Source organism: Martelella mediterranea (assembly GCF_021021415.1).
Lineage (GTDB): Bacteria > Pseudomonadota > Alphaproteobacteria > Rhizobiales > Rhizobiaceae > Martelella > Martelella mediterranea_C.
In genome coordinates this window covers 41,356-62,990 of the sequence record NZ_JAINWJ010000014.1, presented here as the reverse complement: position 1 = coordinate 62,990, position 21,635 = coordinate 41,356, and the positions used below count along the sequence as shown (strand labels likewise).

General features: G+C 62.5%; 22 protein-coding genes. 10 read left to right on the top strand and 12 right to left on the bottom strand.

Annotated features, from left to right (window positions below; all coding sequences use genetic code 11):
- Positions 1–24: 24 nt before the first annotated feature.
- Together K7H91_RS10800 and K7H91_RS10795 are read right to left on the bottom strand one after the other, a co-directional pair.
- A complete protein-coding gene (locus tag K7H91_RS10800) occupies positions 25–525 on the bottom strand; it encodes a tripartite tricarboxylate transporter TctB family protein (protein ID WP_230720236.1) in 501 nt (166 codons plus the stop codon).
- A gap of 152 nt (positions 526–677) precedes the next feature.
- Complete coding sequence (locus K7H91_RS10795; protein WP_230720235.1) at positions 678–1,649, bottom strand: Bug family tripartite tricarboxylate transporter substrate binding protein; 972 nt, start codon at positions 1,647–1,649, stop codon at positions 678–680.
- Positions 1,650–1,800: 151 nt separating this feature from the next.
- Between K7H91_RS10795 and K7H91_RS10790 the strand changes: the two genes are divergently transcribed.
- Genes K7H91_RS10790 through K7H91_RS10775 form a run of 4 tightly spaced genes read left to right on the top strand, consistent with a single transcriptional unit; the run spans position 1,801 to position 5,178 of the window.
- Complete coding sequence (locus K7H91_RS10790; protein ID WP_230720234.1) at positions 1,801–2,568, top strand: SDR family NAD(P)-dependent oxidoreductase; 768 nt, start codon at positions 1,801–1,803, stop codon at positions 2,566–2,568.
- Positions 2,565–3,476, top strand: coding sequence for an NAD-dependent epimerase/dehydratase family protein (locus K7H91_RS10785; RefSeq protein WP_230720233.1), 912 nt, complete (start codon positions 2,565–2,567; stop codon positions 3,474–3,476). Before K7H91_RS10790 ends, K7H91_RS10785 begins: the two co-directional genes overlap by 4 nt.
- Before the next feature lie 50 nt (positions 3,477–3,526).
- A complete protein-coding gene (gene pxpB, locus K7H91_RS10780) occupies positions 3,527–4,243 on the top strand; it encodes a 5-oxoprolinase subunit PxpB (RefSeq protein ID WP_230720232.1) in 717 nt (238 codons plus the stop codon).
- Positions 4,240–5,178, top strand: a complete 939-nt coding sequence (locus K7H91_RS10775) for a biotin-dependent carboxyltransferase family protein (protein WP_230720231.1) — start codon at positions 4,240–4,242, stop codon at positions 5,176–5,178. Before pxpB ends, K7H91_RS10775 begins: the two co-directional genes overlap by 4 nt.
- A 189-nt stretch (positions 5,179–5,367) precedes the next feature.
- On the opposite strand, the gene K7H91_RS10770 is transcribed toward K7H91_RS10775, so the two are convergent.
- A complete protein-coding gene (locus K7H91_RS10770; protein ID WP_230720230.1) occupies positions 5,368–6,852 on the bottom strand; it encodes an NAD-dependent succinate-semialdehyde dehydrogenase in 1,485 nt (494 codons plus the stop codon).
- A 380-nt stretch (positions 6,853–7,232) separates the two neighbouring features.
- On the opposite strand from K7H91_RS10770, the gene K7H91_RS10765 reads away from it, so the two are divergent.
- Positions 7,233–7,475 carry an Lrp/AsnC family transcriptional regulator gene (locus K7H91_RS10765; protein ID WP_230720229.1) on the top strand — a complete coding sequence of 81 codons (243 nt, stop codon included), beginning with the start codon at positions 7,233–7,235 and terminating at the stop codon, positions 7,473–7,475.
- Between the two features lie 50 nt (positions 7,476–7,525).
- On the opposite strand, the gene folD is transcribed toward K7H91_RS10765, so the two are convergent.
- From folD to K7H91_RS10730, 7 genes are all read right to left on the bottom strand, one after another.
- Positions 7,526–8,425, bottom strand: a complete 900-nt coding sequence (gene folD / locus K7H91_RS10760) for a bifunctional methylenetetrahydrofolate dehydrogenase/methenyltetrahydrofolate cyclohydrolase FolD (RefSeq protein WP_230720228.1) — start codon at positions 8,423–8,425, stop codon at positions 7,526–7,528.
- Positions 8,426–8,534: 109 nt separating this feature from the next.
- On the bottom strand, positions 8,535–9,020 hold the full coding sequence (locus tag K7H91_RS10755) for a F0F1 ATP synthase subunit B (protein ID WP_230720227.1): 486 nt from the start codon (positions 9,018–9,020) through the stop codon (positions 8,535–8,537).
- A 4-nt stretch (positions 9,021–9,024) separates the two neighbouring features.
- Positions 9,025–9,609, bottom strand: a complete 585-nt coding sequence (locus K7H91_RS10750; protein ID WP_230720226.1) for a F0F1 ATP synthase subunit B — start codon at positions 9,607–9,609, stop codon at positions 9,025–9,027.
- An 87-nt stretch (positions 9,610–9,696) separates the two neighbouring features.
- Positions 9,697–9,924: a F0F1 ATP synthase subunit C gene (locus tag K7H91_RS10745; protein WP_018063478.1), complete on the bottom strand. Its 228-nt coding sequence runs from the start codon at positions 9,922–9,924 to the stop codon at positions 9,697–9,699.
- Between the two features lie 88 nt (positions 9,925–10,012).
- A complete protein-coding gene (locus K7H91_RS10740) occupies positions 10,013–10,765 on the bottom strand; it encodes a F0F1 ATP synthase subunit A (RefSeq protein WP_230720225.1) in 753 nt (250 codons plus the stop codon).
- A gap of 58 nt (positions 10,766–10,823) precedes the next feature.
- The gene (locus K7H91_RS10735) at positions 10,824–11,165 is read right to left on the bottom strand and encodes an AtpZ/AtpI family protein (RefSeq protein WP_230720224.1); all 342 of its coding nucleotides are present in this window, start codon (positions 11,163–11,165) and stop codon (positions 10,824–10,826) included.
- Between the two features lie 184 nt (positions 11,166–11,349).
- Positions 11,350–12,327 (bottom strand): magnesium transporter CorA family protein, encoded by a 978-nt coding sequence (locus tag K7H91_RS10730; protein ID WP_230720223.1) that lies wholly within the window; start codon positions 12,325–12,327, stop codon positions 11,350–11,352.
- 134 nt (positions 12,328–12,461) lie between these two features.
- Between K7H91_RS10730 and K7H91_RS10725 the strand changes: the two genes are divergently transcribed.
- A complete protein-coding gene (locus K7H91_RS10725; protein WP_230720222.1) occupies positions 12,462–13,139 on the top strand; it encodes a phosphoribosyltransferase in 678 nt (225 codons plus the stop codon).
- 54 nt (positions 13,140–13,193) lie between these two features.
- On the opposite strand, the gene K7H91_RS10720 is transcribed toward K7H91_RS10725, so the two are convergent.
- Positions 13,194–14,264, bottom strand: a complete 1,071-nt coding sequence (locus K7H91_RS10720) for a PRC-barrel domain-containing protein (protein WP_230720221.1) — start codon at positions 14,262–14,264, stop codon at positions 13,194–13,196.
- Between the two features lie 212 nt (positions 14,265–14,476).
- The gene (locus K7H91_RS10715) at positions 14,477–15,973 is read right to left on the bottom strand and encodes an HWE histidine kinase domain-containing protein (RefSeq protein ID WP_230720220.1); all 1,497 of its coding nucleotides are present in this window, start codon (positions 15,971–15,973) and stop codon (positions 14,477–14,479) included.
- A gap of 542 nt (positions 15,974–16,515) precedes the next feature.
- On the opposite strand from K7H91_RS10715, the gene K7H91_RS10710 reads away from it, so the two are divergent.
- The 4 genes from K7H91_RS10710 (at position 16,516) to dgcA (ending at position 21,629) form a co-directional block, all read left to right on the top strand.
- Positions 16,516–17,934 carry a phosphomannomutase gene (locus K7H91_RS10710; protein ID WP_230720219.1) on the top strand — a complete coding sequence of 473 codons (1,419 nt, stop codon included), beginning with the start codon at positions 16,516–16,518 and terminating at the stop codon, positions 17,932–17,934.
- A 45-nt stretch (positions 17,935–17,979) separates the two neighbouring features.
- Positions 17,980–19,413 (top strand): mannose-1-phosphate guanylyltransferase/mannose-6-phosphate isomerase, encoded by a 1,434-nt coding sequence (locus tag K7H91_RS10705; RefSeq protein WP_230720218.1) that lies wholly within the window; start codon positions 17,980–17,982, stop codon positions 19,411–19,413.
- Positions 19,414–19,644: 231 nt separating this feature from the next.
- Positions 19,645–20,646 carry an N-acetyltransferase DgcN gene (gene dgcN / locus K7H91_RS10700; RefSeq protein ID WP_230720217.1) on the top strand — a complete coding sequence of 334 codons (1,002 nt, stop codon included), beginning with the start codon at positions 19,645–19,647 and terminating at the stop codon, positions 20,644–20,646.
- A complete protein-coding gene (gene dgcA, locus K7H91_RS10695; protein ID WP_230720216.1) occupies positions 20,643–21,629 on the top strand; it encodes an N-acetyl-D-Glu racemase DgcA in 987 nt (328 codons plus the stop codon). Before dgcN ends, dgcA begins: the two co-directional genes overlap by 4 nt.
- Positions 21,630–21,635 lie beyond the last annotated feature (6 nt).

The following is a 21,635-nucleotide window of genomic DNA, read 5'->3' as shown; positions in this document are numbered from 1 at the left end:
TCCCTGGCTAACGGTTTGACGAGGTCACCACGGCCATGAAAAGCCGGGCAGAAGGATCAGGAACACCCGCTCGAACAGGAACCAGACGGCGAGCGAATAGCTGCCCGCGACGGCGGCGAGCACAAGAATGTCGCGCCGGCCTAAAATCGCGGGAACCACGATCGCGAAGACGATGCTAGATGCGAGAAACCCGATCACCGGCATCGCCGCGCAATAGCCCGCCGTTGCCGCCATCAGCGCCAGCATGCGCAGCGATGGCTTGAGCGCGGGCAGTTCCGAGCCGCGATGGCGCGCGCCCGGCAACAGCAGGATCAAAAGCGCGATCAGCAGCGCCATCACCCCGAGCACGAAGCGGGGAAAGAAGAACGGTCCGCGGCCCTGGCTCGCGCGGGCAAAGGCGCTGATTTCCTCGAAGGTCTGGATGAAGAACACGAGGACAAGGAGCGCGAGCGCGCCGATGACCGCAGCTTCGCTGATGCGTGCTGCCAGTGACACCTTGCCGTCGCTGATCTGCCGGTCGTCCATGCTTCCTCCAAGCCCGTTTCGACGTGACATAGGCAATGCCGGCAAGATGGGGCCTGCCGCAATTTTCTAGCAATAGATAGCGTGTTTCAGCGCGCTTGGGAAAGCGCGCGGCATCGGAACGGCTGCCGCAAGCCGCGGCAGCCGTTAGCCGATCAGTTCGCCAGAAGCCCGGCCTTTTCGAGCAGCTTGCGGTTGGTTTCGTATTTTTCGTGGACGAAAGCGTCGAAATCGGCCGAATTCATGTAGGCGATCGGCTGCTTGACCGCTTCCATACGCTCCTGGAAGGGCGCGGAATCGATCGCTGCCTTGCAGGAGGTTTCCAGCCTGGTGATGTCGGCGGCCTCAAGCCCTTTCGGCGCAACCAGACCGCCCCAGATCGGGAAGTCGAGATTGTAGCCCTGCTCGGCGGCCGTCACCAGGTTCGGCTGTTCGGCAAGCTTGTCCTTGGCAAGCAGCGCCAGCGATTTAAGCTGGTCCGCATTGCTGGTGTAGAAGGACACATGCGGGATGAACACGTCGGCGGTGCCGTCCAGCAGCGCCTTCAGCGCGGGACCATCGCCGTCGACCGGCAGATAGGTCATCTTGATGCCCGCTGCATCCTCCAGCGCCAGACCCGCGATATGCGGGATCGAGCCGATCGCCTGCACGGCGAAGGTTACCCCCTCCGGGTTTTCCTTGGCATATTTGACGAGGTCTTCGAGGTTGTCGAAGGGAGCATCCTTTCCGACCGCGATCACCGTCGGCGCCGAATAGGCAAGGCAGATATAGTCGAAACTGTCGACGTCATAGGGCAGCTTGCGCAGATGCGGCTGGGTGGTCAGCGGGCCGACCGGGGCCATGCCGAGCGTGGTGCCATCCGCCCTCGCGCGGGCAACCTCGCCAACGCCGATCGTGCCGCCGGCGCCTGCGGTGTTCTTCACCGCCACGCTGACGCCCAGCGAATTGGACATGCCTTCCTGCATGGCGCGGGTGGTGATGTCGGTGCCGCCGCCGGCGGCAAACGGCACGACGACGGTGACCGGACGGTTGGACTGGGCCTCGGCGCCGCCGGTGAAGGCGACAAATGTCGCGGCCACTGCCATTACGGATGCGAGGCGGCCAGCGCCCCCCTTGGCTGATTTCATCATGAATCTCCTCCCAAATATTCACGCGCTCCGCCAGGAGCTCTCGCAAAAACCGTTGGCAGAATGCCAAAAGTTCTGCATAGTGGTATTATGTACCATTTTTAATACGGGTCAATCCCTCATTCAAAAGGGAAGGCCAAAGGGAGGATATATGGAACGGGTGAAGGGCAGAACCGCGCTGGTGACGGGTGCGGCGGACGGGCTGGGCGCTGCGATAGCGGCAAGGCTCGCCGCCGAGGGCGCGCGGATCGGCATCATCGACCGCAGCCCGGAGGCGATCGACAAGGCGCGCCAATCCCCGGAACTGCGCGACGCCGTCTTCATTGCCGGCGATCTGACCGATGGCGATGACATCGCCCGGATGATGGCGGAATTCGCCGATATGGGTATGACCTTCGATATCCTGGTCAACAATGCCGGCGGATCACTGCATACGCCTAAAGCCTTTCTGGAGGAAAGCGATGACGACTGGGAGCGGGTGATGGCGCTCAACGTCACGGCGGCCGTGCGCGTCAGCCGTCATGTGCTGCCGGGCATGATCAAGACAGGCTTCGGCCGGGTGATCAATCTCGGCTCCAAGGCCGGGCGCTATGGCAGCCTGTTCACGGGCGCGAATTACGTTGCCGCCAAGGGCGCGATCCAGTCGATGACATTGCAGATGGCGCAGGAATTTGGTCCCCATGGCATCACATGCAATGCCGTCTGCCCCGGCGCGATCCTGACGCCGCGGGTCGAGCGGCTGTTGAGCGAGCGGATGTCGCCGGAGGAGCGGCAAAAGGCGGTGGACAGCATTCCCGTGCGCCGCAACGGAAGGGTCGAGGATGTCGCTGCCGCCGTGGCCTTCTTCGCCGCCGATGAGGCCGGCTTCATCACCGGGCAGTTGATGGACGTCAATGGCGGGCAGGGGATGGCATCATGAGCGGGCACAACGAAAAGCGCATGCCGCTGACGGTGCTTGTCACGGGCGGCTCGGGTTTTCTGGGACAGTCGCTCGCCGATGCGCTTGCCGAACGTGGAGATACGGTGATCGTGTTCGACCTCAACCTGCCGCCGGAAGAGGCGCGTTTGCCGGGCGTCACCTATGTGGAAGGCGACATCACCCGGTCGAGCGCGATCGACGCGGTGATTGCCCGTTTCGGCGTCAATGCCATCCTGCATCTGGCAGCCCTCGTCATCCCGGCCTGCCGCTCCAACCCGGTGCTCGGCGCTAAGGTCAATGTCATCGGCCATATCAATATTCTCGAGGCGGCGGTGAAGGCGGGGATAGACCGCGTGGTCTATGCAAGTTCGCTCGCCGCCCGCCCGCGCGGGTCGCTGGATTCGCCGGCCAATCTCTATGGCGTGTTCAAGCATTGCTGCGAGGAAATATCGAAGGTGTATTTTCTCGATCACGGCCTCGGCTCGGTCGGGCTCAGGCCGAATGTGGTCTACGGTCCCGGCCGCACCAGCGGCGAGACCGCCGCGATCACGCTTGCCATGCAGGCCGCGGCGCGGGGCGAGGCGTATGAGCTGCCGTTTTCCGGAAAGATGTGCTTCCAGCATGTCGACGAGGTGACCGAAATATTCCTGCGCTGCCTCGACAAGCCGGCAAGCGAGCCGGTTGTCAGCGACCTGACCACCGAGATCGAATCCATGCACGACGTTGCCGATGCCATCCGCGCGGTCGTGCCCGGTGCCGCGATCACCGTGGCGGATAATCCGCGGCCCGTGCCGGAGACCATGGACAACGCCCCGCTGCGCGCCTTTCTCGGAACCTGGACGGCCATCTCGCTTGTGGAAGGGACGCAGCGGACGATCGAGGTCTTTCGCGAAACCGTCGAAAGCTGATAGCCTGAGCGCGCGCCCGGCCAAACGGGTGCCGCTTGGAGCAGTGGACAGTGGTAAGGATCAAACCGGCCGGCGATCAGGCCGTGACCGTGGAATTCGACGACAGGATCGACGCGGCCGTCAACGCCCGCGTGATCGCGCTCGCCGACGCTTTGAAGGTGCGGCCGGTGGAAGGCATTGTCGAAACCGTTCCGACCTATCGCTCGCTGCTGGTCTATTACGATCCCGGCCGCATTCGCGGCGCACAGCTGATGCCGCTGCTTCACGAGCGGGTGGACCATCTCACCGAGGGCGGGGAAAACACCGCCCGCCATTTCCGGGTGCCGGTCTGCTACCGGGGCGATAACGCGCTTGATCTCGCAGACCTTGCCGAACTCAAGAATATCAGTCCTGAAGAGCTGATCGCGCTTCACACGGGGGCTGACTACCGGGTCTACATGATCGGGTTTGCGCCTGGCTTCACATATCTCGGCGGCATGCCTGAGGCGTTGCACACGCCTCGTCTCGCGGTGCCGCGCCAGAAGGTGGCGGCGGGCGCGGTCGGCATTGGCGGCGCGCAGGCGGCGATCAATTCTCTGTCCGGTCCCAGCGGCTGGCGCTATATCGGCCGCACGCCGCTGCGCCTGTTCGACCCGGAGCGCGCCGAACCATCCTTCTTCCGCGCCGGCGACACGATCCGGTTTTTCGAGATTGGCGCCGACGACATGGCGGCGCTGGAACGTCGTATAGCGGCAGGCGAAGTCATTGTGGAACCGGAGGCGGCATGAACAGGCTGGAGGTCGTCTGGGCCGGGCTCATGGTTTCCGTGCAGGCGCGGCCGCGCACAGGCTATCTCGCCGCCGGCGTCTCGCCTTCGGGGCCGATGGACGAGGCGGCCTTTCTGATCGCGCAGGCGCTTGTCGGTAATGGCGATGACGCGGCGGCGCTGGAGTTTGCCCAGTTCGGCGGCAGCTATCGCGTCAGCGCGCCCTGCATGGTGGCCGTCACCGGCGGGGCCGCGCAGGTGACGATCAACGGGCGCGCCATGCCGCTTTGGGAAAGCCATGCGCTGCGGCCGGGCGAAACGCTGGAGATCGGCCCGATGAGAGGCGCGGTCTGGGGCTATATCGCCTTTTCGGGCGGCATCGCGGTGCCGGAACTGCTCGGCTCGCGCGCCACCCATGTCCGAAACGCGATGGGCGGGTTCGAGGGCAGGGTACTTACCGAGGGCGATATGCTGCCGCTCGGCGACAGCGCACTTGCCCCGCCGCGAAGACTGACGGAGTTTTTCCACTATCCGCAGGGCCCGATCCGGATCGTCGCCGGGCCGCAGGATGACCGGTTCGATACCCGGGCATGGTCGCTGCTTCTTACCGAGCCGTTTTTCGTCTCCAGCCGGCGCGACCGGATGGCGAGCCTGCTCGACGGGCCGCTGCTGCGCGCCATCGGCGGCCACGATATCATTTCCGATGCCACGCCCGCCGGTTCGATCCAGGTGCCGGGCTCGGGCATCGCCACGGTGCTGACGGCGGAGCGGCAGACGACCGGCGGCTATCCCAAGATCGCCACGGTGATTTCCGCCGACCTGCCGCGACTTGCGCAGATGCCGGCCGGCAAGCCATTCCACTTCGTCCGCATCGGCCAGGACGAAGCCGAGGCGCGGCTTCTGGCCGAGCGCGAACGGGTCGAAGCGGCAATCCGGTCGATTGCGACGCCGGTGTGAGGGGCGACAAGAAGTAGAAAGGGGCCTTGGTTGTTTAAGAGACCAAATCCCAATCGGGGTCACCCTCGGGCTTGACCCGAGGGTCCAGGCGGCGTTTTCCGCGTGGCATGGATGCTCGTGTCAGGCACGAACACCACGCCTGGAAGCCGGGAGGCTTCGTCGCCTCCCGACGAGGAGCGCTGCCCGCCCTCAGGCGATGCCGCCGAGGCAGATATATTTCAGCTCGGTATAGTCATCGAGGCCGTATTTGGAGCCCTCGCGGCCGAGGCCGGACTGCTTGACGCCGCCGAACGGGGCGACCTCCGTGGAGATCAGGCCGGTATTGACGCCGACAATGCCGTATTCCAGCGCTTCGGCGACCCGGAAGATCTTCGCCACATCGCGTGAGAAGAAATAGGAAGCGAGGCCGAATTCGGTGTCGTTGGCCATGGCGACGACATCGTCCTCGGTCTCGAACTTGAACAGCGGGGCCACCGGGCCGAAGGTTTCCTCGCGCGCGCACTTCATCTCGGGCGTCACGCCGGTGAGCACCGTCGGCTGGAAGAACAGGCCGCCGCGCTCATGCGGCTTGCCGCCGAGCTTGACCGAGGCGCCCTTGGCGGTGGCGTCGGCGATATGATCCTCGACCTTCTCGACGGCCGCCTTTTCGATCATCGGGCCGATTTCGACGCCGTCCTCCATGCCGGAACCGACCTTGAGGCCGGCAACGCGCTTGGAGAGTTTCTCGGCGAATGCGTCATAGACGCCCGACTGCACGTAAAGCCGGTTGGCGCAGACGCAGGTCTGGCCGGCATTGCGGAATTTGGACGCAATCGCGCCCTCGACCGCCGCGTCGAGATCGGCGTCGTCGAACACGATGAACGGCGCATTGCCGCCGAGTTCGAGGCCCATCTTCTTGATCTGGTCAGCGCCCTGGCGCATCAGGATCCGGCCGACCTCGGTGGAGCCGGTGAAGGTGATCTTGCGGACGCGGTCATCCTCGCTGAAGACCTTGCCGACGGTGGATGAACTGGTCGAGGTGACGACCGACAGCAGGCCTTTCGGCAGGCCGGCGCGCTCGGCGAGCAGCGCCATGGAGAGCGCCGAAAGCGGCGTCTGCTGGGCGGGCTTGGACACGATCGAGCAGCCGGCGGCGAGCGCCGGGGCCATCTTACGGGCGAGCATGGCGTTGGGAAAGTTCCACGGCGTGATCGCGCCGACGACGCCGACGGGCTGGCGGATGACCATGATCCGCTTATCGGCCTGATGGCCGGGAATGATATCGCCATAGGCGCGCTTGGCCTCTTCACCGAACCATTCGATATAGGCCGCGCCGTAAAGCACCTCGCCGCGCGCCTCGGCAAGCGGTTTGCCCATTTCCGCCGTCAGGATCACGGCAAGATCATCGGCATTCTCGACCATCAGGTCGTAGAGTTTGCGCAGGATCTGGGCGCGTTCCTTGCCAGTCTTCTTCGCCCAGGCCTTCTGGGCCTCATAGGCGGCGGCGACGGCCTCCTCGACCTCTTCCTTGCCGCAGTCGGGGAGCGTGGCGATGACGTCGCCGTTGGCCGGGTTCACGACATCGAAGGTCTTGCCGCTGGCCACCGTGTCGCGCCATTCGCCGGCGATATAGGCGCGGGGCTCGGCGAGGTCCGCCTTCTTGAGTTTGTCCGATAACGCTTTTGCGATTGCCATGATGCTTACTCCCTGTTTCCTTCGTCTGCCGGCCTGTGACTGAAAGACCGTGGTCGACGCTCACAATGCATATAGACCGGCCGTTTCATTCGCCAAACTAAATTCTGGCGCGCCGGTTCCGAAGATTATCTCTGCTCAGAATACGCGTGCCGGAAATGCGTTGTCTCCCTTCGATTCTCATGCCGCCGGAGACAAAGCCACATCCACTTTCACGGAAGCGTTCTGTGGGCTCTGAAACAATAAATAACGTATAATGGAATTAAGTTTTATTTTTCTGATAGTCAATCTCTCGTATCGAACCATCTGGCCTCCCTCCGCCGGCTGGTGCTATACACGAAGCGGCGATGCCATGATGATGCGCAAAGAGGACCTAGTAGCCGATGCAGACGATATTCGTTCAGTTCAAATGCCATCCCGGACAGGCGTATGACGTTGCCGATCTGGTGGTGCGCACGCTTGAGGAAACCTCGGAAATCTATTCGACCTCCGGCGATTACGATCTGCTGGCGAAATTTTACCTGGCCAAGGATGCCGATATCGGCCATTTCGTCACCAGCAATCTGCAGACCATCGAAGGCGTCAAGGACACCTTCACCCTGGTGACCTTCAAGGCCTTTAGCTGAAGCCTCGCAGGCAAAACGGGGCGAAAGCGGCCGGCGGGCCGCGGTTCGCCTCAGAATTCCGGTACAGTCACGCCGCTGTCGCGGCAGGCAGCAATCACTGTGTTGGCCATCAGCATGGTGATCGTCATCGGGCCGACTCCGCCGGGGACGGGCGTGATGGCGCCGGCGATCTTTTCGACGGCGGCATAATCGACATCGCCGATCAGGCGCGTCTTGCCCTCGCCGCGCTCGGGTGCGGGTATGCGGGTGATGCCGACATCGATCACCGTCGCGCCGGGTTTCACCCAATCGGCCTTGACCATTTCCGCCCGGCCGGTGGCCGCGATCAGGATATCGGCGCGGCGGCAGATTTCCGGCAGGTCGGCCGTGCGCGAATGGGCCATGGTGACCGTGGCATTGGCCTGAAGCAGCAATTGTCCCATCGGCTTGCCGAACAGGTTCGAACGGCCGATCACGACGGCATCGAGGCCGGAGAGGTCGCTGCCATGGATCGAGCGAATCAGCACCATCGCGCCGGCCGGCGTGCACGAGATCAGGCCTGTCTTTGTGTCGCCGAGGGCAAGCTTGCCGGCATTGACGATCGAAAGCCCGTCCACGTCCTTTTCGGGACGGATCAGCTGGATGACGGGAAACTCGTCGAGATGGCCGGGCAGGGGGAGCTGCACCAGAATGCCGTGGATCGTGGGATCGTCGTTCAGTTCGCGGACAACCTGTTCCAGTTCCGCCTGGCTGGTTTCCGCCGGCAGCGTGACCTGGACGGAGTGGAACCCGCATTCCTTGGCGCGCCTGCCCTTGGCCGCGACATAGGTGTGGCTTGCCGGATCATCGCCGACGATAACAACGGCCAGTCCCGGTATGACGTCTTTCTCAGCCTTCAGCGCGGCGCTTGCCGCCGTGACCTTCCCGATCACATCCGCCGCGATCGCCTTGCCGTCTATCCGCTTTGCCATGTCTGCCACCATCTTTTGCGGCGTCCCGGGTCAATCAAGCGGACGCCAGAAACAAAAACGGCAAGCGCCGGAACGCTTGCCAATGTCTTTCACACTTAACCCGGCCGGATCAGTTGAGGCGGGATTTGACCGCGTCGACCGACTGCGAGAACAGCTTGGAGCGTACCGCGGGCGTCGCCTTCTTTTCCAGAACGATGCGCGCGGCATCGACGGCAACGTCAACGGCAGCGCCACGCACTGCGGCAACGGCTTCCTGCTCGGCCTGACGAATCTTCTGTTCGGAAAATGCGGTCCGGCGCTCGACATATTCTTCCGTCTTGCGGCGGGCTTCTTCCTTGATCGCCTTTGCGTCGCGCTCGGCGGCGGCAACGATATCCTTGGCCTCTTCCTCGGCCTCGCGGCGCTTGCGCTGATAATCGGCAAGCACGTGCTGGGCTTCCTCGCGCAGACGCTTGGCTTCCGCCAGCTCGTCGCGAATCTCGTCGGCGCGCGAATCAAGCGAGCGCAGCAGAATGCCGGGCACCTTGAAATAGGCGACGACGATGAAGAACAGGATCAGGCCGACAAAGGCGTAGAATGTTGCATCGAGAGACATGGGCTCAGCCCTCCCTGACGGTCGAAACCGCGCTTTCGATATCGCCCTTGGCGACACGGCCGCCAATCAGATGGGTAACGATCAAAGCGGCTGTTTCCTCGGCGATGCCGCCGACTTCCTGAAGCGCTTCGTTGCGAACCGCGGCAATGCGTTCATTGGCGGCCGCAAGCTTCTTGCCAAGCTCGGCTTCGAGCTGTTCGCGCTCGGCATCGGCCTCGGCGCGCGCCTTGTCGGCGGCTGCGGCGGAAATGCTGCGGGCCTCGTTGCGGGCTTCGGCGAGTTCTTTTTCATAGGCCTTGATCGCGGCATCGGCCTCGCTGCGAAGGCGTTCCGCCTCATCGAGGTCCTGGGCAATGCGATCGTGGCGGTCTTCCAGAATGGAGCCGACGCGGGGAACGATCACCTTCTTCATCACAAGATAGAAGAGACCGAACGTAATGGCCAGCCAGAGGATCTGCGACGGGAAGGTCGCGAAATCGAATGGGGGGAACACCTGCTGTTCGTGATGTTCCACCTCGGCCAGCGTGGTTTCCGTGTGCTGTTCTTCTGCACCATGCGACGTCTGGGCCAAAGCCGGGGTCACAAACATGCTCACCTCCAAGGGTCTTCGACAACAAGGGGCGCGGCGCCGGCCTCAGGCCAGGCGCCGCAACCGAAAGTCGGACCGTTCAAAAAATCAAACGGCGAAGAGGAGGAGCAGGGCAACGAGCAGCGAGAAGATGCCGAGCGCTTCGGTAACGGCGAAGCCGAACACCAGACGGCCGAACTGGCTGTCGGCGGCGGACGGGTTGCGCAGCGCGCCGGTGAGGTAATCACCGAAGATGCGGCCGAGGCCCATGGAGGTTGCACCCATGCCAAGGCAGGCAATACCGGCGCCGATGAACTTTGCTGCTTCCGCTTCCATATGAGAACTCCTTAGAAGAATTGGGTTGTTGCGGCTTAATAGCGATGCCGGTTCCGCCTGTCCAGACGAAGCCGGCGACTTTTCTATCCTAGTGCTCGCCCGCGTTGACGGCGTCGTTGAGATACATGCAGGTCAGGACTGCAAAGACGTAGGCCTGCAGGAAGGCCACCAGGAATTCCAGCGCCGTCAGCGCCACGGTCATGGCAAGCGGCAGGATTGCGCCGCCGGTGCCGATCGTGCCGATCGAGATCAGCGAGACCACGAAGCCGGCAAAAACCTTCAGCGTGATGTGGCCGGCCAGCATGTTGGCGAACAGACGGACGGAAAGGCTGATGGGACGCGAGAGAAACGAAACGATCTCGATCAGCGTCACCAGCGGCAGTAGCGCCACCGGAACTCCGGATGGCACGAACACCTTGAAGAAATGGAAGCCGTGCTTGTAAAGCCCGTATCCGACGACCACGCACATCACCATCAGCGCCAGCGAGAAGGTGACCACGATCTGACTGGTGACGGAGAAGAAATAGGGGAACATGCCGATCAGGTTCGCCGTCAGCAGGAACATGAACAGCGTCAGCACGAAGGGGAAGAACACCATGCCCTTGGTTCCCGCGCCCTCTCGCAGCATCGAGGCGACGAATTCATAGAGAAGCTCGGCGATCGACTGGGTGCGCGAGGGAATAAGGCCGCGCTTGGCGGTTGCCAGGTAAAGGAAGCCCGCAGCGGCCCCGGCGGAAATCACCATGAACAGCGAAGCATTGGTGAAGGACAGGTCCAGCCCGCCGACATTGATCGGAACGATGCTGTGGATCTGAAATTGATGGGTCGGATCGTTTGCCACCTAGTCTCTCTCTTCTTGCCCTGCCTGCGGCCGTTTTCAGCCGCCGGCAACCAAAACTTTACTTGCCGTCTTTTTTCATACGGTCTTCCGGCTCCGCCACATAACCCACGGAGCGCAGTACATTCAATACCCCGGCGCAGAATCCGAGGAGAATAAATACAATCAATCCCCAGGGGCCTGTCCCCGCGAAGCGATCAAGCAGGTATCCGATCATGAAACCGACGAAGATCGCCGCCATGAACTCGCTCGAAAGCTTCAGGCCCTTCGACATTTCCTTGCGGTCCTTGGCGGAGGCCGCCGTCTTTGCCCGTTCGGAAACCTCGTCCTTGCGCAGCGAGCCGAGTTCGGATTCCAGCCGCTTGCGGCGGGCCTCCAGATCGTCCTGTCCGTTCTCTGCCATGACATCCCTCCTTGAGCGCGTCCCCGTCAAGAAGGCTCCGGCCACGCGATAAAGCGGCGGAAAGGCCCGGTCAAGTGGTGCGCACCATAGTTTTAGCGCCCATGCTAGTCAAGACAAGGGGCGGCATCAATGTCGCATGCTGTAAATATCTGATTTTATTGCAAGAAATGCGTGTGTTTCGTCGCTACAGCCAGCCGCGCTTGCGCAGCCAGACGACCGCCGCCGCCCCGGTCAGGAACATCAGGCCGAGAGCGGCCGGATATCCCCACGAAAAGTGCAGCTCCGGCATCTTGTCGAAGTTCATGCCGTATATGCCGGCGATCAGCATCGGCGGCGCGAACACGACCGAGACCACCGAGAACAGCTTCATGATGTTGTTCTGTTCGAGATTGATCAGGCCAAGCGAGGAATCGAGCAGGAAGGTTATGTTGGAAGCGACGAAGCCCGCATGCTCAGAGAGCGACTGGATATCGTGGGACACGATCCGGCACAGATCCTTGGTCGCCTTGTCGTCGCGCACCCGGCGCAGCGTCTGCACATAGGTCGCAAGCCGCGACAGCGTGGTCAGGCTGTCGCGGGTCTTGCTGACGAGGCGATGATAGGTCGAAATCTCGATCAGGCGTTCTTCCAGCTCCGCCGGCGGGCGTCTGCGACCGCGCGCGCCCTCGCCGAACACGGCAATCGAGATATTGTCGATCTTGGCGACAGCCAGTTCCAGGATTTCGGCGGTGCGGTCCACGATCGTGTCGAGCAGATAGGCCAGAACCTTGGCGCCCTGTCCGGGCGCAACTTCGAGCCGCTTCATGTCTGCGGCAAACAGGAAGAACGGCTTCGGTTCCGCGTGGCGGATGGTGATCAGCCGTCCCTCGGCGAGAATGAACCCGATATCGGTCAGATGGGCGAGGCCGAAATCCACATTCATGACGACAGAGGCCGTCATGTAGACGGCGTCGCCATCCGTATAGTACCGGCTCGAGGGCTCGATATCCTTCAGCGATTCGCGCGTCGGCAGCACCACGCCGAGCAGTTCTTCGATGTGGCGCATGTCGTCTTCGGTCGGATCGAGCATGTCGATCCAGATCACGTCGTCCTCAAGCGGCGCGGGCGTGCCGGTGGAAGACATCGGCGTCTTCGCCCCTCCGACCTTGTAGAGATGGATCATCAAAACCCCGCTTTTCGAGATCGCGCGCCAGTGAATGCGCACCGGCGCACAGCGCCCCCTTGCCTCAAAGGGCTACCGAAGCCTAATGATGAGGGCAAGACTGTTTTTGGCCAAGCCTCGAGATTTCATCCGCCATGCAACCCCATCATTTCTGGCAGGAACTGCTGCCGCCCGCGCCGGCTGAGACGGCCGCCCATGACGCCGCCTATACCGCGCGGCTTGCCGACGGCCGCCGTTTACTTTTGCCGATCCGCCCGCTCGGAGACAGCGGTGAGGGACTTGCGTCTCTGATCATCAACCAGGCTTCGTTCGCGGTCACCAAGGCGCTTGCCGAGGATCTCGCCGCCCGGCTTGCCCCGTTGAAGCCCGAAATCATCGTCGGCCTGCCGACGCTGGGCCTCACGCTGGCGGCTGCTGTGGCCGAGGCGCTTGGCCATTCCCGCTACGTGCCGCTCGGCAATTCACGCAAGTTCTGGTACGAGGACGCGCTGTCGCTTCCGGTCAGTTCCATCACCACGCCCGGTCAGCAGAAGCGGCTCTATATCGATCCACGCATGCTGCCGCTGCTTGAGGGGAAGCGGGTCGCGCTCGTCGATGACGTGATCTCCTCGGGCAAATCGATCGTCGCGGGGCTTTCGCTCCTGAAGCAATGCGGCGTGCGCCCCGTGGCGATCGCCGCCGCCATGCTGCAGACCGCGCGCCATGTCGAGGCGCTTGCCGCTTTCGATGCGGATATCGTCGAGGATATTCACGCCTGCTTTGCCACGCCGCTGCTGCTGCGCGGAGGCGACGGGCTCTGGCGTCCGGCATGAAAAAGCCCGCGATCGCGAGATCACGGGCTTTCTGCAAGGAACGTCGGGCCGGAATTAGTTCAGAAGAACGGCATCCGGATTATCGTTCAGGCTCTGCTCGGTATATTCCGGCTGGTTTTCGAGCGTGGCACGGTCATACTCGGTCTGGACGACATAGGTATCGCCATCGCTCATGACCGTGGCCGCTTCCGCGGAAATGGCGACCGGCTTTTCGCCAATGCCCAGGAACCCGCCGACATCAACGACGAAGACGTTTTCGTTATTGTCGCCGTAGACAATGATGTCGGAGATTTCGCCGACATTGTCGCCTTCAGCGCCCAGTACCGGTGCGCCTTCCAGCTCGTCATAGGAAATCGAGGCGGTGTCGACTTCGCTCATGCCTTCCAGCATCGGGTTTTCGGCCATGGTGCCGTCGTTCTGCATCGCATCGCCGGCATTGTCGACATTGGAGGCGACATCGTTCATGGCGTTGCCGGTAGCGTCTGCGGCAGTGCCGATGCCGGTTGCCACGTCGTTCATGGCTTCGCCCGTCGCGTTGCCGGCTTCGTCGAGCGCGGTTCCTGCGGTGTTAGCCAAATCCGTGGAGCCATCCGCCATGGTGCCTTCCGGCGCCGGAGCGCGGCCAACTTCCATCAGGTTCTCGTTGTCGGATTCGAATTCCGGCGCGGATTCGAGTTCCTCACGGGTGGCGTCGATGCTGAGCCACGCGCCGTTTTCGCCCTGCTGCCAGGAGAGGCGGTCAAAGGAAATCGCGACTTCCTTTTCACCGATGCCGAGGAAACCGCCGACGCCGATCACGGCGGCGTTGGCCGAGCCATCGGTGTTCATCACGATGTCCGCGATGTCGCCGACCTGTTCACGTTCCTGGGTTTCGGCGCTCATGCCGTAGACCGGCCAGCCAAGCAGCGAACTTGCGAGAACCTGCTCGCCGGTCGCGCCGTAAAAGCTCTTGGCGTCTTCGCCTGCTGCCTGACGGTCAGGGAAGATCGGCGCCGCGCCGTTTTCCATGCCCGAGCTTGCTTCAGGCTGGTTCATGGGTTCGGTGGTGTTGGTGTCCTGGGCAAAGGCTGCACCCGTGGAAACAACAGCTACCAGTGCGGTGGTCGAAAGAATCTTGCGAAGCATGTCAATACTCCTCTTTTCTTGAATTGCTCCAATTTAGGTGCGATTTAATAGTTGCGTTATTTGTTTTTATCTCACCTTGCTCACGACAATTAAACGTGCCCGAATGACCCTTGTTCCTCCGACCGATGACTTTTTTGGAAAAAAGAGCGGAAAAAAATAAACCCGCCGCGTTCGGGAAACGGGCGGGTGTCTTTATGCGAACTTGCGTTCGCTCAGCAGTAGCGCAACGGCATGGATATGTGGACCTTGAGGCCGGTTTCGGCATAGTCGACATCGACCTTGCTGCCGATGACCTTGTCGAGGCTGCGTTCGATCAGAACGGACCCGAAGCCGCGCTGCTCGGGCGTGGTCACCCGCGGCCCGCCAACCTCGACCCAGTCGAGTTCCAGATGGGCGTTGCCGCCTTCATCCTTACAGGCCACTGTAATATCCACGACGCCGGCCCGGGTCGAAAGCGCACCGAACTTGGCGGCATTGCTGGCAAGTTCGTGGATGACGAGGCCGAGCGCCAGCGCTTCGTCGGGATCGAGATAGACGGCGCTGCCGTGGATATCCACCTGCCGGCCCGAACTGTCGCTGTAGGGCGCGATCTGCGAGCGCAGCAGCCGGTCGAGCGCGATTGCACCCCACTGCTCGTCGGACAGCAGGGTATGCGCGGCGGAAAGTGCCTGCAGCCTGCCGGAGAACGACATGTTGAATTCGGCCGAGGTCCGCGAGCGCCGCAGCGTCTGGCCGGCGATCGACTGTACGATCGCCAGCGTGTTCTTGACGCGGTGGTTGAGTTCGCGCAGCAGAAGGCGGGTCTTCTGTTCGCTTTCCTTGGTGGTGCTGATATCGACCACCACGCCGAACACTGGCCCCTTGCGCTCCTCAAGCAATGCGTCTTCATAAGCGCCGCCCAGCGAAAGCAGCCATTTACCGGTGGACTCCACCTTGAATTCGCTTTGATATTCCTCGCCCCGGTCAAGCGCCGCTTTGAACCGGCGCATCAGGGAAAAGCGCATGTCCTTGTTAATGGCGCCGAGCACCCGGCGGCAGGTCACCGGCTCATCGGGTGAAAGCGCAAGCATTTCCCGTAGAGCATTGTCGCATTCAACCGTCTCGCTGATGCCGTCCCAGCTCCAGGTCGCGATATTCGCGGCACGCAATGCCATCGAATGGCGGCGTTCCGATTGCGAAAGGGCGATATCGGCCGAAGCCTTGCCGCGCGCGGCGTGCTTCAGTTCATAAAGCGAGCCGGCAAGGTTCGCCAGTCGGCGCAGCGCTTCGGCATCCTCTTCAGTGGTGTCGCGGTGGTTTTCGCCGTCGATGATGCAGATGGCCCCGGCATTGACGCCGTGAACCGGGATCGGAGCGCCGGCGAAAAACTTCACCCGCTTGCCTTCGAACATCGGGACCGAACGGGCAAGTTCCTCATGGGTCTCGGGATTGTTGAGGATCAGCGCGCGTTGTTTCTTGAGCGCGATCGGGTAGACGAACAGGCCCGAGCGGGTGGGCACGTCATCAACCTTCATGCCATGGACGGCCTGAACCCAGTTTTCGTCGGAATCGGCAATCAGGATCAGGGCGGCGGGGCAGGAAAAGCGGTTTGCCGCAGCTTCGACGATCGCGACGAAATTCTCGTCGACTTCCGCCGCGCGCATGATCGATTGCGAAAGCGTCTTCAGACGGTCCTCGTCCCTGATCGCCTCCACAATTTCCGATGGCAAATGTTCCACAGGCTCAAGCTCTTTTATTCTCGCTCAGGCAGACAATCCCCGGCCCGGGCACACCTATAAGTCACCGTACCGGAAAGGTGCAAGGACTTCCGACTTCGCATCGAAACGTCCCGGTTTGGCGATCGGTTCCACCGCTGACGCTTTTTTTTAACGGCTTCAACTCCGCGAGCGGTAGCGCCACGGAACAAATAGTAAAGTTAGGCGTTAAATGTCATGGACGAAAAAGAGGGCGTTCGAGCGCGACACTGTGTGGCGAAAAACCGCTGTTCGACAGGAAAGGGGCTTGGGAACTGCGATGTTCCAGGAAAAACGTTCTCAACTTATCGTTTCAGTATTGCCAAGCTTGTAAGGGGCATCATTTTGGCGAAGATTACCCCCTCCGCGCGGACCTGGCGCCTCGAGTTTTGGTAATCGACGGGTTCGTGCGATAGACTGTCCGAAACGGAGTGGCCGAGGCCGCTCCATTGTTTTGAAAGGCGGCCGGTCGGGACCTCTGCCCGGCGGCGGCGCAAAGACTGGGATAAACAGTACCGATGAGCGTAAAATTCGGGACGAGCGGCCTTCGCGGCCTGTCAACGGATCTCCTGGGGGAGCCTTCTTCCCTTTACACGGCGGCTTTCTGTCATCACCTGCAAAAGGCAGGCTATGCCGAAAAAGACGATGTCGTGCTTGTGGGGCAGGATTATCGCGAGTCGAGCCCGGCGATCGCGGCAAACTGCATGGGCGCGATCGCGGCCTCGGGCTTCACGCCGGTCGATTGCGGCGCGCTGCCGACGCCGGCGCTGGCCTTTTACGGGCAGAAGCGGAAAGCCGCCTCGATCATGATCACCGGCTCCCACATTCCGGCCGATCGCAACGGCATCAAATTCTATCTTCCCGATGGCGAGATCACCAAGGCGGATGAAGAGGCGATTTCCGGCTTTGCAGAGCAGCTTGCGGGCACCGTCGATCAGACAACCGCAGAGGGCGAGGACGAGGCAAGCGAGGCGCTGGCCGGCTTCGGCGCGCGCTGCACCGCCATCCTTCCCGATGATGCCCTTTCCGGCATGAAGGTCGGCGTCTATCAGCATTCCACGGTGGCGCGCGATCTGTTCATCGCGGTGCTTGAGCATTATGGCGCCGACGTCAAGCCGCTCGGCTTTTCCGAGGAATTTATTCCTGTCGATACCGAGGCGGTGGCGCCGGAAACCGTCGCGCTTCTGAAGGGCTGGACCGGCGAACACGGTTTCGACGCCATCATCTCCGCCGATGGCGATGCCGACCGGCCACTTGTGGCGGATGAGACCGGCACCCCGCTGCGCGGCGATCTGATCGGTCTGATGACCGCCAATTTTCTCGGCGCGAAAGTGGTCGTGACCCCGGTAACCTCCAATTCCGGCATCGAGAAGAACGGCGATTTCGAGGTGATCAGGACAAGGGTCGGTTCACCCTACGTCATCGCCGGCATGGAAAAGGCGATTGCCGAAGGCAAGGACGGCGTCATGGGGTTCGAGGCCAATGGCGGCCTGCTGACGGCCTCACCCTTCCGCCCGGCCGGCGACACGATCGCGCCGCTGCCGACGCGGGACTGCTTCCTGCCCGTCCTGTCCGCGCTCTATCTCGCCCATCGCGACAAGCGCAAGCTGTCGGAACTCGCGAAGGCCTACAGCCTGCCGGTCGCCGATGCCGACCGGATCAAGAACTTCGAGCAGGCGCGCAGCGCCGCGCTGATGGACTACCTGCGCGAAAGCGACGACAATCTTTCCGAATTCCTTGCGCCGATCGGCACGGTTGCGGACAAGAGCGACATCGACGGCCTGCGGGTCACGCTCGATGACGGCCGCATCATCCATTTCCGCCCCTCCGGCAACGCACCCGAAATGCGCTGTTACGTGGAGGCGGCGAGCGCCGGCGAGGCGCGCGAACTTCTGAAACAGGGGCTCGCCCTGATCGAAGGTTTCAAGGCCCGTTAAACAGACCCTTATTCAAAAGATTCATTCATTAGGAGATTTATCGACATGAGCAGCAAGATCGTTCCCGTCATCATGGCCGGCGGCAAGGGCACGCGCCTGTGGCCGCTGTCGCGCGCGACAGCGCCGAAACAGTTCATCCGTTTCCTCGGGCCGAAGACGCTTTACCAGAAGACGCTGGAACGTGTGTCGGACAGCGATCGCTACGAAGCGCCGATCATCCTGACCAATGAGGACTTCCGCTTCCTTGCCGCCGAACAGGCGCGCGAACTGGATATCGAGCTCTCCGGCATCATTCTTGAGCCGATCGCCCGCAACACCGCCCCCGCCGTTGCCGCCGCCGCCGCCATGGTTCGCGCCAATTTCGGCGACGACGCAATCATGCAGGTGCTGGCCTCCGACCACGAGATCGATGCGGGCGCGGATTATTTCGGCGCGATCGATACCGCGCTTGAGGCCGCGAAGAGCGGCAAGCTCGTCACTTTCGGCATCGAGCCGACCGAACCCGCCACCGGCTTCGGCTATATCGAGGCCGGCGAGGAGCTTCCCTCCGGCGCCCGCAAGGTAGCCCGCTTCGTTGAAAAGCCCGCGCAGGACAAGGCCGAGGAGATGCTGGCGGCCGGCAACTACACCTGGAACTCCGGCATGTTCATGTTCCCGGTCGCGGTGCTGATCCGGGAACTGGAGAAATACGCCCCGCAAGTGTTCGAATTCGCCGAGCAGGCCGTGCTGAAGGACGAGAGCGATCTCGAGCTCGACTTCACCCGTCTCGACAAGGAGACCTTTGCGCAGTGCCCCGATATTTCCATCGACTATGCGGTGATGGAAAAGACCAGCGAAGCCGCCGTCGTGCCGTCGGCCTTCACCTGGTCGGATCTCGGCTCCTGGGATGCGATCTGGAAGGATGGCGAACAGGATGGCAGCGGCAATGTCGTCTCCGGCGATGCGACGCTGCTCGACACCCAGAATTCGCTGGTGATCTCGCGCGACATGCATATCGCCATGCAGGGGCTCGACGGCATGGCGGTGATTGCCTCCGAGGATGCCGTCTATGTCGGCAAGCTCGAAGACAGCCAGAATGTCGGCAATATCGTCAAGGTACTGAAGGGCGCGAAGGAAACCCGGGCGCTGGCCGAGGAACACCCGACCTCCTACCGACCCTGGGGCGGCTATACCTCGATCATCAAGGGCGAGCGCTTCCAGGCCAAGCGCATCTTCGTTAAGCCCGGCAAAAAGCTGTCGCTGCAGAAGCACCACCACCGCGCCGAACACTGGATCATCGTCAAGGGCACGGCCGAGGTGACGGTGGACGAGGACGTGAAGCAGCTGACCGAAAACCAGTCGATCTACATTCCGCTCGGCGCCGTCCACCGGCTTTACAATCCCGGCAAGATCACGCTGGAACTGATCGAGGTCCAGACCGGCTCCTATCTCGGCGAGGATGACATCATCCGCATCGTCGACGATTTCGGTCGCGGCTGATTGAGAGGCAAGGCCCCTGCGCCGCTCGGCGCGGGGGCAGATTTGCGTCAATCTTCCACCTTGCGCTGTAGGCCCAAAAAAACGTCAAAATCACATTTCGGGCTATCATAATTCGCGATTCCTGCGTGGTGCGCGCCAATTCGCGCAAACTTTCATCGCTCCAGCTTGACCGCTACCGTCCCGTCGCGATATCGTCGCGCAACTCTCTCTCACAGCCGGGTGGTCAAGCACATGATCGAAACTCCCTATCTTCTGTTCCTGGGCGATGCGCCCGACGGGCTTGCCGCCAAGGTGGCGCAGGGCATCAAGGACTGGCGTCCGGAATATGCCGTCGGCCAGTTGCGGCTTGAAGGCTGCAAGGCGGACATGAAGTTGCCCGATCTGTCGATCGCGGAAGCCGTGGACAAGGGCGTCAAGACGCTGGTGATCGGCGTTGCCAATCGCGGCGGCGTGATCTCGCCGGCCTGGAAGAGCGTGCTGATCGAGGCGATGGAGGCGGGTCTCGACCTCGCCTCCGGCCTGCACAACCTGCTGCGCAACGAGGCCGACCTTGCCGCCAAGGCCAGGGAACTCGGCCGCACGCTGCATGATGTGCGCATTCCCGCCGTGCAATACCCCATTGCCAATGGCAAGAAGCGGACCGGCAAGCGCATGCTCGCTGTCGGCACGGATTGCTCGGTCGGCAAGATGTACACCGCGCTCTGCGTGGAAAAGGCGATGCGTGACAAGGGCATGAAGGCGACCTTCCGCGCCACCGGCCAGACCGGCATTTTGATCACCGGCGGCGGCGTGCCGCTCGATGCGGTGATCGCCGATTTCATGGCCGGCTCGATCGAATATCTCTCGCCGGACAATGATGCCGACCACTGGGACCTGATCGAAGGGCAGGGCAGCCTGTTCCACGCCTCCTATTCCGGCGTGACGCTGGCGCTGATCCATGGCGGCCAGCCGGATGCGCTGGTGATCTGCCACGAGCCCAACCGGCCGCATATGCGCGGCCTGCCGGACTATCAGCTCCCGAGCCTCGAAGCGGTGCGGGATCTCGCGCTGCAGATGGCCCGTATCGTCAATCCGGATTGCAAGGTGGTCGGCATCTCGCTCAATACCTCAGCCATGTCGGACGAGGAGGCGCTTGAATATTGCCGGCAGACCGAAGCGCGCATGGGCCTGCCGACGGTCGATCCGTTCCGCCACGGGGCCGAACGCCTCGCCGATGCGCTGGCGGCGCTATGAGCGAACTTTACGTCTCCGCCCGCGAGGACGTGTTTCCGGTCGCGGGCTCCTTCACGATTTCGCGCGGCTCGCGCACCGAAATCCGCGTGGTGACGGTGACGCTCACCGATGGCGCGCATACCGGGCGCGGCGAATCCGTGCCCTATGCCCGCTATGGCGAGACGGTTGACGGCGTCATTGCCGATATCCTGTCGCTGGAGGCGGAAATCCGCGCCGGGCTCGATCGCGAATCCTTGCAGACGCGGATGAAGCCGGGCGCGGCGCGCAATGCGCTCGACTGCGCTTTCTGGGATTTTGAAGCCAAAAGCAGCGGCAAGCCGGTTTGGCAGCTTGCCGGCCTTCAAAAGCCCGGCCCGTTGACGACGGCCTACACCATCTCGCTCGGCGAACCGGAAAAGATGCGCGCTCAGGCCGCCGAAAACGCCCACCGGCCGCTGTTGAAGGTCAAGCTCGGCACTGACGACGACCTTGGCCGCATCGAGGCGGTGCGCGCCGGCGCGCCCGATGCCACGATCATCGTCGATGCCAATGAAGGCTGGAGCGTCGAGGCCTATCAGGCACTTGCGCCTGCGCTCGTGCGTCTCGGCGTGGCGCTGGTGGAACAGCCGTTGCCGGCCGGCGATGACGAGGCGCTGCGCCATATCGAGCGCCCGCTGCCGGTCTGCGCTGACGAGAGCTGCCACGCCCGCCCCTCGCTTGCCGATCTCAAGGGCAAATACGACGCGATCAATATCAAGATCGACAAGACCGGCGGACTGACCGAGGCGCTGCTCCTGAAGCAGGAAGCGGAGGCCATGGGCTTCCAGATCATGATCGGCTGCATGCTCGGCACCTCTCTTGCCATGGCGCCGGCCATGCTGGTGGCCGAGGGCGCGGCCTTCGTCGACCTCGACGGGCCGCTGCTGCTTGCCCAGGACCGCGCGAACGCAATCCGGTTCGATGGCTCGGTGATGCACCCGGCTGAGCCGGTGCTGTGGGGCTAGTCCGCC

Bases quoted from the DNA above. Each gene is read 5' to 3' on its own strand.
- K7H91_RS10800 (WP_230720236.1), bottom strand. From the start codon at position 525: ATGGACGACCGGCAGATCAGCGACGGCAAGGTGTCACTGGCAGCACGC.
- K7H91_RS10795 (WP_230720235.1), bottom strand. From the start codon at position 1,649: ATGAAATCAGCCAAGGGGGGCGCTGGCCGCCTCGCATCCGTAATGGCA.
- K7H91_RS10790 (WP_230720234.1), top strand. From the start codon at position 1,801: ATGGAACGGGTGAAGGGCAGAACCGCGCTGGTGACGGGTGCGGCGGAC.
- K7H91_RS10785 (WP_230720233.1), top strand. From the start codon at position 2,565: ATGAGCGGGCACAACGAAAAGCGCATGCCGCTGACGGTGCTTGTCACG.
- K7H91_RS10775 (WP_230720231.1), top strand. From the start codon at position 4,240: ATGAACAGGCTGGAGGTCGTCTGGGCCGGGCTCATGGTTTCCGTGCAG.
- K7H91_RS10770 (WP_230720230.1), bottom strand. From the start codon at position 6,852: ATGGCAATCGCAAAAGCGTTATCGGACAAACTCAAGAAGGCGGACCTC.
- K7H91_RS10765 (WP_230720229.1), top strand. From the start codon at position 7,233: ATGCAGACGATATTCGTTCAGTTCAAATGCCATCCCGGACAGGCGTAT.
- folD (WP_230720228.1), bottom strand. From the start codon at position 8,425: ATGGCAAAGCGGATAGACGGCAAGGCGATCGCGGCGGATGTGATCGGG.
- K7H91_RS10755 (WP_230720227.1), bottom strand. From the start codon at position 9,020: ATGTCTCTCGATGCAACATTCTACGCCTTTGTCGGCCTGATCCTGTTC.
- K7H91_RS10750 (WP_230720226.1), bottom strand. From the start codon at position 9,609: ATGTTTGTGACCCCGGCTTTGGCCCAGACGTCGCATGGTGCAGAAGAA.
- K7H91_RS10745 (WP_018063478.1), bottom strand. From the start codon at position 9,924: ATGGAAGCGGAAGCAGCAAAGTTCATCGGCGCCGGTATTGCCTGCCTT.
- K7H91_RS10735 (WP_230720224.1), bottom strand. From the start codon at position 11,165: ATGGCAGAGAACGGACAGGACGATCTGGAGGCCCGCCGCAAGCGGCTG.
- K7H91_RS10730 (WP_230720223.1), bottom strand. From the start codon at position 12,327: ATGATCCATCTCTACAAGGTCGGAGGGGCGAAGACGCCGATGTCTTCC.
- K7H91_RS10725 (WP_230720222.1), top strand. From the start codon at position 12,462: ATGCAACCCCATCATTTCTGGCAGGAACTGCTGCCGCCCGCGCCGGCT.
- K7H91_RS10720 (WP_230720221.1), bottom strand. From the start codon at position 14,264: ATGCTTCGCAAGATTCTTTCGACCACCGCACTGGTAGCTGTTGTTTCC.
- K7H91_RS10710 (WP_230720219.1), top strand. From the start codon at position 16,516: ATGAGCGTAAAATTCGGGACGAGCGGCCTTCGCGGCCTGTCAACGGAT.
- K7H91_RS10705 (WP_230720218.1), top strand. From the start codon at position 17,980: ATGAGCAGCAAGATCGTTCCCGTCATCATGGCCGGCGGCAAGGGCACG.
- dgcN (WP_230720217.1), top strand. From the start codon at position 19,645: ATGATCGAAACTCCCTATCTTCTGTTCCTGGGCGATGCGCCCGACGGG.
- dgcA (WP_230720216.1), top strand. From the start codon at position 20,643: ATGAGCGAACTTTACGTCTCCGCCCGCGAGGACGTGTTTCCGGTCGCG.